Origin of the sequence: Micromonospora sp. NPDC047548 (assembly GCF_040642975.1) — a bacterium.
Lineage (GTDB): Bacteria > Actinomycetota > Actinomycetes > Mycobacteriales > Micromonosporaceae > Micromonospora.
This window is the reverse complement of sequence record NZ_JBEYTI010000017.1, coordinates 25,614-38,752: the sequence shown is the minus strand read 5'-3', so window position 1 is coordinate 38,752 and position 13,139 is coordinate 25,614. Positions and strand designations below refer to the sequence as shown.

Annotated in this window: 17 protein-coding genes; 13 read left to right on the top strand and 4 right to left on the bottom strand. The window is 73.5% G+C overall.

Annotated elements, in window-relative coordinates; genetic code table 11:
- Window positions 1–86 precede the first annotated feature (86 nt).
- Window positions 87–1,058, top strand: coding sequence for an ATP-binding cassette domain-containing protein (locus ABZ807_RS18870; protein ID WP_357159194.1), 972 nt, complete (start codon window positions 87–89; stop codon window positions 1,056–1,058).
- Window positions 1,055–1,873 (top strand): ABC transporter permease, encoded by an 819-nt coding sequence (locus tag ABZ807_RS18865; protein WP_357159191.1) that lies wholly within the window; start codon window positions 1,055–1,057, stop codon window positions 1,871–1,873. The genes ABZ807_RS18870 and ABZ807_RS18865 overlap by 4 nt, the downstream gene beginning before the upstream one ends.
- A gap of 54 nt (window positions 1,874–1,927) precedes the next feature.
- Here ABZ807_RS18865 and ABZ807_RS18860 read toward each other — a convergent pair whose 3' ends face one another.
- From ABZ807_RS18860 to ABZ807_RS18850, 3 genes are read right to left on the bottom strand one after another with little or no spacing between them, the layout of a single operon-like run.
- Window positions 1,928–2,338, bottom strand: coding sequence for a PLDc N-terminal domain-containing protein (locus ABZ807_RS18860; protein ID WP_357159188.1), 411 nt, complete (start codon window positions 2,336–2,338; stop codon window positions 1,928–1,930).
- A 30-nt stretch (window positions 2,339–2,368) separates the two neighbouring features.
- A complete protein-coding gene (locus ABZ807_RS18855) occupies window positions 2,369–2,665 on the bottom strand; it encodes a DUF202 domain-containing protein (RefSeq protein ID WP_357159185.1) in 297 nt (98 codons plus the stop codon).
- Window positions 2,662–3,054 carry a DUF202 domain-containing protein gene (locus tag ABZ807_RS18850; protein ID WP_357159182.1) on the bottom strand — a complete coding sequence of 131 codons (393 nt, stop codon included), beginning with the start codon at window positions 3,052–3,054 and terminating at the stop codon, window positions 2,662–2,664. The genes ABZ807_RS18855 and ABZ807_RS18850 overlap by 4 nt, the downstream gene beginning before the upstream one ends.
- A 41-nt stretch (window positions 3,055–3,095) precedes the next feature.
- On the opposite strand from ABZ807_RS18850, the gene ABZ807_RS18845 reads away from it, so the two are divergent.
- Together ABZ807_RS18845 and ABZ807_RS18840 are read left to right on the top strand one after the other, a co-directional pair.
- Window positions 3,096–3,893 carry a GNAT family N-acetyltransferase gene (locus ABZ807_RS18845; RefSeq protein ID WP_357159179.1) on the top strand — a complete coding sequence of 266 codons (798 nt, stop codon included), beginning with the start codon at window positions 3,096–3,098 and terminating at the stop codon, window positions 3,891–3,893.
- Window positions 3,894–3,895: 2 nt separating this feature from the next.
- The gene (locus ABZ807_RS18840; protein WP_357159176.1) at window positions 3,896–4,303 is read left to right on the top strand and encodes a hypothetical protein; all 408 of its coding nucleotides are present in this window, start codon (window positions 3,896–3,898) and stop codon (window positions 4,301–4,303) included.
- 3 nt (window positions 4,304–4,306) lie between these two features.
- On the opposite strand, the gene ABZ807_RS18835 is transcribed toward ABZ807_RS18840, so the two are convergent.
- The gene (locus ABZ807_RS18835; protein ID WP_357159173.1) at window positions 4,307–4,513 is read right to left on the bottom strand and encodes a hypothetical protein; all 207 of its coding nucleotides are present in this window, start codon (window positions 4,511–4,513) and stop codon (window positions 4,307–4,309) included.
- A gap of 215 nt (window positions 4,514–4,728) precedes the next feature.
- Between ABZ807_RS18835 and ABZ807_RS18830 the strand changes: the two genes are divergently transcribed.
- From ABZ807_RS18830 to ABZ807_RS18790, 9 genes are all read left to right on the top strand, one after another.
- On the top strand, window positions 4,729–5,508 hold the full coding sequence (locus tag ABZ807_RS18830; protein ID WP_357159170.1) for an electron transfer flavoprotein subunit beta/FixA family protein: 780 nt from the start codon (window positions 4,729–4,731) through the stop codon (window positions 5,506–5,508).
- A gap of 11 nt (window positions 5,509–5,519) precedes the next feature.
- On the top strand, window positions 5,520–6,479 hold the full coding sequence (locus tag ABZ807_RS18825) for an electron transfer flavoprotein subunit alpha/FixB family protein (protein ID WP_357159167.1): 960 nt from the start codon (window positions 5,520–5,522) through the stop codon (window positions 6,477–6,479).
- Window positions 6,480–6,830: 351 nt separating this feature from the next.
- Window positions 6,831–8,006, top strand: a complete 1,176-nt coding sequence (locus ABZ807_RS18820) for a cysteine desulfurase family protein (protein ID WP_357159164.1) — start codon at window positions 6,831–6,833, stop codon at window positions 8,004–8,006.
- A 176-nt stretch (window positions 8,007–8,182) separates the two neighbouring features.
- Window positions 8,183–9,256 carry a tRNA 2-thiouridine(34) synthase MnmA gene (gene mnmA, locus ABZ807_RS18815; RefSeq protein WP_357159160.1) on the top strand — a complete coding sequence of 358 codons (1,074 nt, stop codon included), beginning with the start codon at window positions 8,183–8,185 and terminating at the stop codon, window positions 9,254–9,256.
- A gap of 40 nt (window positions 9,257–9,296) precedes the next feature.
- Window positions 9,297–10,301: a methionine synthase gene (locus ABZ807_RS18810; protein ID WP_357159157.1), complete on the top strand. Its 1,005-nt coding sequence runs from the start codon at window positions 9,297–9,299 to the stop codon at window positions 10,299–10,301.
- Between the two features lie 36 nt (window positions 10,302–10,337).
- Window positions 10,338–10,706, top strand: coding sequence for a VOC family protein (locus tag ABZ807_RS18805; RefSeq protein ID WP_357159154.1), 369 nt, complete (start codon window positions 10,338–10,340; stop codon window positions 10,704–10,706).
- 133 nt (window positions 10,707–10,839) lie between these two features.
- Window positions 10,840–11,562 carry a transposase gene (locus tag ABZ807_RS18800; protein ID WP_357159151.1) on the top strand — a complete coding sequence of 241 codons (723 nt, stop codon included), beginning with the start codon at window positions 10,840–10,842 and terminating at the stop codon, window positions 11,560–11,562.
- The gene (locus ABZ807_RS18795) at window positions 11,559–11,957 is read left to right on the top strand and encodes a zinc ribbon domain-containing protein (protein ID WP_357159428.1); all 399 of its coding nucleotides are present in this window, start codon (window positions 11,559–11,561) and stop codon (window positions 11,955–11,957) included. The genes ABZ807_RS18800 and ABZ807_RS18795 overlap by 4 nt, the downstream gene beginning before the upstream one ends.
- Window positions 11,958–12,039: 82 nt before the next feature.
- The gene (locus tag ABZ807_RS18790; RefSeq protein WP_357159148.1) at window positions 12,040–13,053 is read left to right on the top strand and encodes an ADP-ribosylglycohydrolase family protein; all 1,014 of its coding nucleotides are present in this window, start codon (window positions 12,040–12,042) and stop codon (window positions 13,051–13,053) included.
- Window positions 13,054–13,139: the final 86 nt, after the last annotated feature.

Here is a 13,139-nt window from a genome sequence, read left to right as displayed (position 1 = left end):
AATCAGCGGAATGTCGGTGGCCGTCACCGTAACGTCAGACCCCTCGCTCATCGTTGGGTGACCAGCGATAACGATCGGAGAGCCTGATGACATACGCGATCCGCGCCGAGGGGCTGGTGCGCCGCTTTGGTGCCACCACCGCCCTCGCCGGGGTCGACCTGGAGGTTCCCACGGGGACGGTCTTCGGGTTGCTCGGCCCCAACGGCGCCGGAAAGACCACTGCGGTACGGGTGCTCGCCACCCTGCTCGCCGCCGACGAGGGGCACGCCACCGTCGGCGGGTACGACGTCCGCCGCGACGCCCACCGGGTGCGCCAGCTGATCGGTCTCACCGGCCAGTACGCCTCGGTCGACGAGACCCTCACCGGCACCGAGAACCTGCTGCTCATCGGCCGGCTGCTCGGGCTCAGCCGGGCCGCGGCGCGGGCCCGCGCCGCCGAGCTGCTCGCCGACTTCCAGCTCACCGACGCCGCCGGCCGGCCGGCCAAGACCTACTCCGGTGGCATGCGCCGCCGCCTGGATCTGGCGGCCAGCCTGGTCGGGCGGCCGCAGCTGCTCTTCCTCGACGAACCGACCACCGGGCTGGACCCGCGCAGCCGCAACGAGCTGTGGGACATCGTGCGCACCCTGGTCGCCGACGGGGTGACCGTGCTGCTCACCACGCAGTACCTGGAGGAGGCCGACCTGCTCGCCGGCCAGATCGCGGTGGTCGACCACGGGCGGGTGATCGCCCAGGGCACCCCCGAGGAGCTGAAGACGAAGACCGGCGGGCAGGTGCTCGCTGTGCGGCCGGTCGACCCGGCCGACCTGCCGACCGTGCGGGCCATCGCCGGCGAGGTGGCCGGAGCGACCCCGGAGGTCGCCCAGACCACCGTCACCGTGCCGGTGAACGACCCGGGCGTGCTGCCCGCGGTGGTCCGCCGCCTCGACGCCGCCGAGGTCCAGGTGGCCGAGCTGGCCCTGCGCGGTTCCAGCCTGGACGAGGTCTTCCTCTCCCTCACCGGCCACCGGGCCGAGCAGGACGCGCCCGCCGACCTACTCGAAGGGACCCCGGCATGACCGCCGCCACCGCCACCGCGACCGCTACCCCGCTCGCCCCGGCCCGCCGGCTCGGCGTCGGCGCCGGCCTGCGGCACACCCTCACCCTGGCCTGGCGCAGCCTGGTGCAGATCAAGCACAACCCGATGGAACTGCTCGACCTGAGCATCCAGCCAGTGATGTTCGTGCTGCTCTTCACGTACGTCTTCGGCACGGCCATCGCCGGCTCCTCCGGCGAGTACCTGACCTTCATGCTGCCCGGCATCATGGTGCAGAACGCGCTCTTCGCCACCATGACCACCGGGTTCGGGTTGAACAACGACCTGACCAAGGGGGTCTTCGACCGGCTCCGGGCGCTGCCGATCGCCCGCTGGGCGCCGCTGGCCGGCCGGATCCTCGCCGACACGGTCAAGCAGGCCTGGTCGATCGCGCTGCTGCTCGGCGTCGGGTTGATCCTCGGCTTCCGGGTCGGCACCGGCGTGCTCGGCGTGCTGGCCGCGTTCGCCCTGCTGCTGGCGTTCACCCTGGCCGCGTCGTGGATCTCGGTGCTGGTCGGGGTGCTGGTCAGCGAGCCGGAGAAGGTGCAGATCTTCGGTTTCATGGTGATCTTCCCGCTCACCTTCACCAGCAACATCTTCGTGCCGACCGACCGGATGCCCGGCTGGTTGCAGAACTGGGTCGAGGTCAACCCGGTCACCGTCGTCGCCGACGCGCTGCGGGGGCTGCTGGTCAGCGGTCCGGTCGCCGGCCCGACGCTGCGGACCCTGCTGTGGGGCGCCGGCATCGCGGTGCTCTTCGCTCCGCTGGCGGTGCGGGCGCTCAAGCGTCGGGTGTGACCCGGACGGGCTCGCGCGGCGGTCTCCCATCCGGGCCGCCGCGCGTGTCCGCACCTACACCTCCGGGCGGTCCTCCTCGCGCGGCGGGTCGCCCTCGCGGTGGCGCAGGTCGTCCTCCCGGCGGCGCAGGTCCTCCTCCCAGCGACGGAACAGCTCCTCGTCGTCGCGTCGGGAGCGTTCGGCGATGGATTTGAGGAACTCCGGGTCGTCGTCGGGGGCGACGGGTCGGGGCCGGTCCCGTCCGGCGGGGGCGGGGCCGGCCGGGCCGGGCCGGGTCGGGGTCGCCGTGCGGCCGGCGAGGAACCAGGCGATCGAGCCGACCAGCGGGAAGAACAGGATGATCAGCACCCACGCGATGCGCGGCAGCGCCCGGATGTCCCCCTCGTCGGCGGAGAGGCAGCTGATCAGCGCGCAGACGGCGAGGACGATCTGGACCGCGAAGAGCAGAAGGGACAACCGGGCCATGCCTTCATGATGACGCACCGCCGCCCGTCATCACATCCCGCGTAGCACGAGCGGCACGGCCAGCAGCGCCAGCGCGGCGGTGGCCAGGGCGACCGAGGGCAGGGCCCGCGAGCCGACCCGGATCGGCCCGGTGCCCGCGGCCCGGCGCCAGCAGACGGTCAGCGCCCCGGCCCAGACCAGCACCACGGCCGCCGCGAGCAGCGCGCCGGCCGCGTCCCCGGTGAGGGCGAGCCGGATCGCGAGCACGGTCACCACGGTGAGCGCCAGGGCGGTGCGCCGCCAGGCCAGCCGGGTGCGCTCCGGTTGCAGCCCGGGGTCGCCGGTCATCGGCCGCCGACCCCCCTGGTCAGCACCGCGGCCACCAGCAGCAGCGCGCCCAGCCCGACGATCAGGGCGAGCACGGCGGGGAACCGGGAGGCCGGCAGCTCCTCGCCGAGCCGGATGGCTCGCTCGGTACGCGCCCAGTGGTCCACCGCCCGCACGGCCACCGCGCCGCCGAGCAGCAGCAGCCCGACCGCGATCGCCTCCCGCAGGTGCCGCAGCGGCAGCGGCGGCAGGAACTGGGCGGCGCCCAGCCCGCCGGCGACCAGCGCCAGCGCGGTCCGCAGCCAGGCCAGGAAGGTGCGTTCGTTGGCCAGGGAGAAGCGGTAGTCGGGGGTGGTACCGACCGACCTGAGCTCTGACGGGTCGAACCACCGTCTGATCGCCTGCCACACGGGATCGATTATCCGCTTTGTGCCCGGCATAGCCTGGACGGATGACCGATCTTGAGCCTGGCGCGCTGCGCGCCGCGTACGACAGCCAGATCCGCCCGGAGATTCCCGACCCGGTGCCGACCGGGGTGACCATCGAACGGGACGGCCCGCTGGTCCGGATCCTCGGCTTCGACCACGGCGGCTTCCTCACGTACCGGACGCTGGACGGGTTGGCCGGCGCGGAGTTGGACGCGCTGATCGCCCGGCAGGTCGAGCTGTTCCGGCAGCGGGGCGAGTCGGTGGAGTGGAAGCTGAACGCCCACGACGAGCCCGCCGACCTGCCCGACCGGCTGCGGGCCGCCGGGTTCGTGCCGGAGGACCGGGAGACCGTCCTGATCGGGCCGGTCGCGCCGCTGGCCGCCGCCGTCCCGGTCCTGTCCGAGGGGGTACGCCTGCGCGAGGTCACCTCCCGGGAGGACCTGGAGCGGATCGCCGCGATGGAGGAGGAGGTGTGGCAGTCCGACCGGAGCCACCTGGTGACCGGGCTGGAGAAGGAGATCGCCGCCGACCCTCAGTCGATCACCGTGGTGGTGGCCGAGGCCGGCGACACGGTGGTCAGCGCCGGCTGGGTCCGATACCTGGCGAACACCGGTTTCGCCAGCCTGTGGGGCGGCTCGACGTTGGAGCAGTGGCGGCACCGGGGCATCTACCGGGCGCTGGTGGCGTACCGGGCGCGCCTGGCCGACCAGCGGGGCAAGGCACTGCTCCAGGTGGACGCCTCGGAGGACAGCCGGCCGATCCTGGAGCGGCTCGGCTTCGTACCGGTCACCACGACCACCCCGTACGTCTACACTCCGTGATGATGGAGCAGCGGCTGACGGACGACGAGCGGCTCACCCTCAAGACCGGCGCCTTCGGCGCGATCTTTCTGGTGTCGAACGCCGATCCGGGCATGTTCGCCATGATCCGGGAGAGCATCGCCGCGTCCGGGGCGCTCAACGGCGCCAGCGGGGTGGTGAAGGAGGCGCTCACCACCGGCCCGCTGCCCCGGCTGCCCCGGGACTCGGCGCTGGAGATCGAGTCCGTGGTGCTGCCCGCGCTCGGTCGGGCGGTCGACATCCTGCGGCAGAAGGCGCCGGAGGACCTGGCCGGGTACCGGGACGTGGTGCTGGCCGCCGCCGACCGGGTGGCCCGGGCGCACCGGGGGGTCGGAGCGGCCGAGGCGGCCGTGATCGACCGGATCAGGGAAGCGCTCGCCGAGCCGGCGTGACCGCTACGCACGGACGGGGGACGGCCCGCCGGCCGGGTCATTCCCGGGCGCGGCCCAGACGGTGTGCACGGTGTCGCGGACGCAGACGTCCCGGACCCGGCCGCAGGCACACCGGTACGCCTCGGGCGCCGCCGGCCGCCCGCAGGGCTCCGGTGCGCCGTCGTCGCCGAGAGCCGCCCCGTCCGGACGGCCCGCATTCTGCCCCGACATGTCACGACACCTCCGGTTCATGAGTTTAGCCGGGCGCGCGGCTCCGGTGAGCTGTGTCACTCTGAGTGGCCGGGAAGCAAATGCTACTGACAGGTAACATTGCGTCGTGGGCAACTGCACAGCGCCCGCGGTTGACCAGGCGTCAACGGACGCGCGAGGCTGCGCCGTGACCGGGCGAGCGATCGCCACACCAACAGGAGGGTCGTCGAAACGCGATGAACATCGTCGTACTCGTCAAGCAGGTGCCCGATTCGGGCGCGGACCGCAACCTGCGTCCTGACGACAACACCGTCGACCGCGGTTCGGCGAGCAACGTCATCAACGAGATGGACGAGTACGCCATCGAGGAGGCGTTGAAGATCAAGGAGGCGCACGGTGGCGAGGTCACGATCCTGACCATGGGTCCGGACCGGGCGACCGAGTCGATCCGCAAGGCGCTGTCCATGGGCCCGGACAAGGCCGTGCACGTGGTGGACGACGCTCTGCACGGCTCCTGCGCCGTGACCACCTCGAAGGTCCTCGCCGCCGCCCTCGGTCAGCTCGGCGCGGACCTGGTGATCTGCGGTGCCGAGTCCACCGACGGCCGGGTCCAGGTCATGCCGCACATGATCGCCGAGCGGCTGGGCGTCGCGGCGCTGACCGGCGCCCGCAAGCTCACCGTCGACGGCGCCACGCTGACCGTCGAGCGGCAGACCGAGGAGGGCTACGAGGTGGTCACCGCCTCGACCCCGGCCGTGGTCTCCGTCTGGGACACCATCAACGAGCCGCGCTACCCGTCCTTCAAGGGCATCATGGCCGCGAAGAAGAAGCCGGTGCAGACGCTCTCCCTGGGTGACCTCGGCGTCGCCCCGTCCGAGGTGGGCTTCGACGGTGCGACCAGCACCGTGCTGGAGCACACCAAGCGCCCGCCGCGCTCCGGCGGCGCGAAGATCACCGATGAGGGCGAGGGCGGCGTGAAGCTGGTCGAGTTCCTCGCCACCGAGAAGTTCGTGTGAGAGGTCTGGACATGTCTGAGGTTCTCGTCGTCGTCGAAGCCACCCGGGAATTCGGCGTCAAGAAGGTCACCCTGGAGATGCTCACCCTCGCCCGCGAGCTGGGCACCCCGAGCGCGGTGGTGCTCGGTGGCGCCGGCGCCGCCGAGGCGCTGAGCGCCAAGCTGGGCGAGTACGGCGCGGAGAAGATCTACGCCGCTGAGAGCGAGGAGATCGACGGCTACCTGGTGGCCCCGAAGGCCACCGTGCTGGCCGAGCTGGTCAAGCGGGTGCAGCCGGCCGCCGTGCTGCTCGCCTCCGCGCAGGAGGGCAAGGAGATCGCCGCCCGGCTGGCCGTGAAGCTGGACAACGGCATCCTGACCGACGTGGTCGGCCTGGCCGCCGACGGCACCGCGACCCAGGTCGCCTTCGCCGGCTCCACCATCGTCAAGTCCAAGGTCACCAAGGGCCTGCCGCTGGTCACCGTCCGGCCGAACTCGGTCAACCCGACCACGGCCCCGGCCACCCCGGCGATCGAGCAGCTCACCGTCGCCGTCACCGACGCCGACAAGCTGGCCAAGGTCGTCAACCGGGTCGCCGAGCAGAAGGGCTCCCGGCCCGAGCTCACCGAGGCCGGCATCGTGGTCTCCGGTGGTCGTGGCATCGGCAACGCCGACAACTTCAAGCTGGTCGAGGAGCTGGCCGACCTGCTCGGCGGCGCCGTCGGCGCGTCCCGCGCGGCGGTCGACTCCGGCTTCTACCCGCACCAGTTCCAGGTGGGCCAGACCGGCAAGACCGTCTCCCCGCAGCTCTACGTCGCGCTGGGCATCTCCGGCGCCATCCAGCACCGGGCCGGCATGCAGACCTCGAAGACGATCGTCGCCGTGAACAAGGACGGCGAGGCCCCGATCTTCGAGCTGGCCGACTTCGGCGTGGTCGGCGACCTGTTCAAGGTCGTCCCCCAGGCCGCCGAGGAGATCCGCAAGCGCAAGTGACCCACCCCGCGCGCCCCGCAGAACCCGCGGGACCCGCGCCCCTTGCCTCTAGGTGCGGGCGGGGAAGAAGGGAGCTGATCGGCGGGCCGGGGAGCTGAGCCGGCCCGCCGATCAGCCCGTCAGGGTGCCCCTCGGCAGGCTGTCGCCGGAGTGGGCGGGCTTGTCGGCTCCTCGGCGAAGGCGCCGACCACCGAGTATGCCCGAAGGTCGATACCTGGTGGCAGCGGGAGCAGCGCGTCCCCCGGACGGGTCGCGCGGCGCCCTCCGGCGCCCTTCCCGCCCCGACGAGGGGCCCCGGGTCCGGTGGTCCGGCGTCCGGCGGGCCGGCCCTCGGCCGTTAGGCTGAACGTGATGGCATACCTGGATCACGCGGCGACGACCCCGATGCTCGACGAGGCGTTGGAGGCGTACGTCGCCACCGCCCGCGAGGTCGGCAACGCGTCGTCGCTGCACGCGGCGGGCCGGCGTGCCCGGCGGCGGGTGGAGGAGTCGCGGGAACGGGTCGCCGCCGCGCTGGGCGCCCGCCCCTCCGAGGTCGTCTTCACCGGCGGCGGCACGGAGAGCGACAACCTCGCGGTCAAGGGCATCTTCTGGGCCCGCCGCGCCGCCGACCTGGCCCGGGCCCGGGTGGTCTCCAGCGCCGTCGAGCACCACGCGGTGCTCGACGCGGTGGACTGGCTGACCGCCCACGAGGGCGCCGAGGTGGGCTGGCTGCCGGTGGACGCGGCCGGCCGGCTGGACCCGGAATGGCTGCGCGCCGACCTCGCCGCGCACGCCGACCGGGTCGCCGTGGTGACCGCGATGTGGGCCAACAACGAGGTGGGCACCGTCCAGCCGGTGGCCGAGCTGGCCGCGGTGGCGGCCGCGCACGGGGTGCCGTTCCACACCGACGCCATCCAGGCGGTCGGGCAGGTGCCGGTGGACTTCGCCGCCAGCGGCATCTCGGCGCTCACCGTCACCGGGCACAAGCTCGGCGGCCCGACCGGGGTCGGCGCCCTGCTGCTGGCCCGCGACGTGGCGGCCACCCCGCTGCTGCACGGCGGCGGCCAGGAGCGCGACGTCCGCTCCGGCACGCTCGACGCCGCCGGCATCGTGGCCTTCGCGGTCGCCGTCGAGGCCGCGGTGAAGGGCCAGCAGGAGTACGCCGTACGGGTCGCCGAGCTCCGCGACGACCTGGTCCGGCGGGTCCGCGAGGCGGTGCCCGAGGTGGTCTTCAACGGCGACCCGACCGACCGGCTGCCGGGCAACGCGCACTTCTCCTTCCCCGGCTGCGAGGGGGACGCGCTGCTGCTCCTGCTCGACGCCCAGGGCATCGCCTGCTCCACCGGCTCCGCCTGCTCGGCCGGGGTGGCCCAGCCCTCCCACGTGCTGATCGCGATGGGCGCCGACCACGACCGGGCGCGCTCCTCGCTGCGCTTCACCCTCGGACACACCAGCACCCCCGCAGACGTGGACGCCCTGATCGCGGCCCTCCCGGCGGCCGTCGACCGCGCCCGCCGCGCCGCCGCCCTCCGCACCCCCCGCTGACCTCTCCCGCCCGCGACCGGCCCGTCCGGCGGGCCGACCGGGACGGCTCGTCCGGTTCGTCCCCACCGTCGGTGCCCGTTGGCGCGGATGGGGGTGACGGGGCCCGGGGGCGGTGGCCGGGGGTGGGGTCGGTGGTGCAACGGCGGATAGGGTCGTGGGGTGAGCGAGGTGGCACGGTGAGGATTCTGGCGGCGATGTCGGGCGGGGTGGACTCCGCCGTCGCGGCGGCGCGCGCCGTGGAGGCAGGGCACGACGTGACCGGGGTGCACCTGGCGCTGGCCCGCAACCCGCAGACCTACCGCACCGGGGCGCGCGGCTGCTGCACGCTGGAAGACTCCCGGGACGCCCGGCGGGCCGCCGACGTGATCGGCATCCCGTTCTACGTCTGGGACATGGCCGAGCGGTTCCACGCCGACGTGGTGGACGACTTCGTCGCCGAGTACGCGGCCGGCCGTACCCCGAACCCCTGCCTGCGCTGCAACGAGAAGATCAAGTTCGCGGCGGTGCTGGACCGGGCGGTGGCCCTGGGTTTCGACGCGGTGGTCACCGGCCACCACGCCCGGCTCGGCGCGGACGGCCTGCTGCGCCGCAGCGTCGACCTCGCCAAGGACCAGTCGTACGTCCTCGCCGTGCTGACCCGCGAGCAGCTGGACCGGTCCCTCTTCCCGCTCGGCGACTCCACCAAGACGCAGGTCCGGGAGGAGGCGGCCCGGCGCGGGCTGGCGGTGGCCGACAAGCCGGACTCGCACGACATCTGCTTCATCGCCGACGGCGACACCCGCGGCTTCCTGGCCGGCCGGCTGGGCGAGGCGCCCGGCGACGTGGTCGACGCGCTCACCGGCACGGTGGTGGGCAGCCACAGCGGCGCGTACGCGTACACGGTCGGGCAGCGGCGCGGCCTGCACCTGGACCGTCCCGCCCCGGACGGCCGCCCCCGCTACGTGCTCTCCATCACCCCGAAGACCAACACGGTGACCGTCGGCCCGGCCGAGGCGCTGGACGTCTCGCGGGTACGGGCCACCCGTCCCGTCTGGACCGGTGGCGAACGGCCGACCGCGCCGGTCGAGTGCGAGGTGCAGTTGCGGGCCCACGGTGACGTGGTTCCCGCCACCGTCGACCTGGCCGACGACACGCTCCACGCCGAGCTGCGCCGTCCGGTGCGCGGGGTGGCCGCCGGACAGGCGATCGTCGCGTACCGGCCGGACCCGGTCGGGGACGTGGTGCTCGGCTCGGCCACCATCACCGGCTGACCGGGGGTGCCGTCCGCGTCGAAGCGGATACCCTTCGGCCGTGACTGATCAGCCCTGGCCCTGGCCCGTGGGGGCGGCGACCGGCATCGGTTCGCTGCCCGGCACCGACATCGCCGAAGCGCAGCGGGTCGTCCTCGGCGAGCTGCCCGCCCTGCCCCACCTGCCCGAACTGCCCGCGCGTGGGCCGGGCGCCGACCTGGTCGGGCGTACCGGCGGGTTGCTGGTGGAGCTGCCGGTCGAGCTCTACGCGGCCCGCTGGCGGATCGCGCCGCGACCCGGCCGGGACCTGCGCCGGGCCCGGGACCTGATGGAGCGCGACCTGGACCAGCTCGCCGAACAGGCCGAGGGGTACGCCGGGCCGGTGAAGATCCAGGCGGGTGGCCCGTTCACGCTGGCCGCGTCGCTGGAGCTGCCGATCGGCGGGCGGCTGCTGCGCGACCCGGGCGCGGTGCGCGACCTGACCGGGTCCCTCGCCGAAGGGCTGCGGCTGCACGTCGAGGCGGTGGCCCGCCGGCTGCCCGGGGCGTCGGTGCTGCTCCAGCTCGACGAGCCGTCCCTGCCGGCGGTGCTCGCCGGGCGGGTGCCCACCGAGAGCGGCTTCGGCACCCACCGCCCGGTCGAGTCCGAGGTGGCCCGCGCGCTGCTGCGCGGCGTCATCGAGGCGGCGGGGGCGCCGACCGTCGTGCACTGCTGCGCGCCGGACGTGCCGCTTGAGCTGATCCGGTCGGCCGGGGCGGTCGCCGTGGCGCTGGACCTCGCCCTGGTCACCGACCTGGACCCGCTCGGCGAGGCGATCGACGCCGGGCTCGGGCTGTTCGCCGGCGCCGCGCCCACGCTGCCGCCGTCCGCCGGTCGCGCGCCGACCTCGGCCCAGGTCGCCGACCGGGTACGCGCGCTCTGGGACCGTCTCGGCTTCCCGCGCCGGCAGCTCGCCGAGCAGGTGGTGGTCACCCCCGCCTGCGGTCTCGCCAACGCCACCCCGGAGTACGCCCGGGCCGTGCTGGCCGCCTGCCGGGACGCCGGCCGGCGCCTGCACGAGGACTGAGGTTTGCTGTCGTACCCGGCGGGCAGGATGGCCGTCATGATTGGACAGCTGCGTTCAGTGGTGATCGACTGCCCCGACCCGCGGGCCCTGGCCGGCTTCTACGCGGAGCTGCTCGGCCTGCCGCTGGTTGAGGACAACTCCGACGGCGACGACTGGGTGGTGCTCGGTGGCCCGCCGGGGCACCAGCCCCGGATCGCCTTCCAGCAGGCGCCCGACCTGCGGGCCCCGGCCTGGCCGGACCCGGAGCGGCCCCAGCAGTTCCACCTCGACGTCACGGTCGACGACATCGAGGTGGCGGACAAGGCGGCGCTCGCCCTCGGCGCGCGCCGACTGCCGGGCGAGGGTGACGGCTTCCGGGTCTACGCCGACCCGTCCGGCCACCCGTTCTGCCTCTGCTGGGACTGATCCCGTCGCGCCCGGCGGGGGTTGCTAGCTGTTGCGCGTTGTTTCAACTTCTATCAATTTCTTTATAGGATTGTCGTGTGAGGTTGGGCGAGTGGGCGGCACGCAACGGTGTGCACTATCAGACTGCTTGGCGGTGGGCTGGGTGTCGGCGTCGTGGTGGCAGCGCCGCGCCGAAGAGTCCTACGGGCTCGCTGGGCCGGAGTTGACCGAGTGGCGGCCGTGGTCGCTGCCGGCCCTGCGTAAGGCGTTCAATCAGGTCAAGCGCACCGATCCGCGGTTTGCCGGCTGGTGGGAGGAGAACTCCAAGGAGGCCTACAACACCGGCCTCGCCAACGCCGCCGCGGCGTTTGACAACTACGCCAGGTCCAAGCGTGGGCAGCGTAAGGGTGGGCGGATGGGTGTGCCCCGCCGGAAGTTGAAACACAAGGCGCGCTTGGCTTGCCGATTCACCACCGGCACGATCCGTGTGGAGCCGGACCGCCGTCATGTCACCCTGCCCAGACTGGGCACGATCCGCACCCACGAATCCACCCGCAAGCTTGAGCGCCGTATCGCGGGCGGCAGCGCCCGCAGCCTCTGCGCCACTGTGAGGTTCGAACGCGGGCGCTGGTTCGTCTCCTTCCAAGTCGAGGTCGAACGCGCCGAACGCACCCCGGCCCGCCCGGACGTCGCGGTCGGGGTGGACCTGGGCGTGAAATGCCTCGCCGTCCTCGCCGACAGTCAAGGCGAGATCCGCCACGTGCCCAACCCGGCGCACTACGACACCGCCCTGAAGGCCCTCACACGCCTGTCGCGGCGGGTTTCCCGCCGCCAAGGGCCGGACCGGCGCACCGGGCAGGCGCCCGGCGACAACTGACCTACAAGACCAGCTGGAACGGCGGACAGGTCCACGTCGCCGATCGCTGGTTCCCTTCCTCGAAGACCTGCTGCGGGTGCGGCGCGGTGAAAGCCAAACTGCCGCTGCACACGCGCACGTTCTGCTGCGATGTATGCGGCCTGGTGATGGACCGGGACGCTAACGCCGCCCGCAACCTCGCCGCCCTTGCGGCGGCCAGCACCACCGGTACCGGAGTGGCCGGAGACCGGGGCGCGAAAGCGCCGAAGCCTCGTGGAGCCGACCAGAAGACCCGCGTCACCCACCCCAGCCGTATGGCCGGGGCGGGACGGGCAGGTGGCACAACCCTGTCGCGACAGCGGCAGACGGAAGCGAGAGACCGTCATCAGGACACCACGACCCCCACATTGCGGTGACACCGTTACGGACCTTCCATGCGGAAACGCACGGATTGCTGAGACCCGACGATGGGATCAGCAACGGTTGCGGCCGGGCGGCATGATCACGGGCGTGATCGACTCCTCGCCCCGCCGTGCCTCCGGTTCGCTCTTCGGTCTCGCCTACGGGGACGCCCTCGGCAAGCCGACCGAGTTCCTGACCGTCGCCGAGATCACCCGCCGCTACGGCCCGGGCGGCCCGCGTGAGCTGGTCGGGGATCCGGCGCTGGTCACCGACGACACGCAGATGGCCCTGGCCGTGGCGTGGGCGCTGCACGACGCGTCCGCGTACACCCCGGAGGTGGTCGAGCCGCTGCTGCGGCAGCGCTTCCTCGACTGGGCGGTCAGCCCGGACAACAACCGCGCCCCGGGGATGACCTGCCTGCGGGCCTGCGCGGAGCTCAGCCGGGGGGTGCGCTGGCAGGAGGCGACCGTGGCCGACTCCAAGGGGTGCGGCGCGAACATGCGGGTCACCCCGGTCGGGCTGCTCGACGTCGACCTGGACACCCTCGCCGGGCTGGCCCAGCTCCAGGCCGGGCTCACCCACGGCCACCCGACCGGTCTGGCGGCCAGCGAGCTGACCGCGTACGCGGTGCGGCTGCTGCGCGACGGCGCGGGTCTGGCCGAGCTGCCCGACCTGCTCGCCGCGCGGGCCCGGGAGCAGCGGCGGGTCTACCACGCCGACTGGCTCGGCGACCTCTGGCAGCGGCCCGGCGCGGCGTCCCCGGAGGAGTTCATCGCCCGCGGGTGGGACGAGTGCCGGCGCGTGCTGGAGCGGCTCGCCGCCGCGCTGGGCCGACCGGACGACGGCGGCGACCCGTGCCGGGACACCGGCGAGGGGTGGATCGCGGAGGAGGCGCTGGCCACCGCCCTGCTCTGCGCGCTGCGCCACCCCGACGACCCGGTCGGCGCGATCGCCCGGGGCGCGACCACCGCCGGCGACTCCGACTCCATCGCCGCGCTGGCCGGGGCCTTCGTCGGCGCCGCCCACGGCATGGCCGCCTGGCCCCACACCTGGCGGATCCGCATCGAGTACGCCGACCACCTCACCACCCTCGCCACCCCCTGGGACTGACCCCGGACCCGTCGGACCCCCCGCCGGATCATGGAGTCGGTGACAGTTCGACGATCGACCAGTGCCGTCAACTTCGTGACCGACGC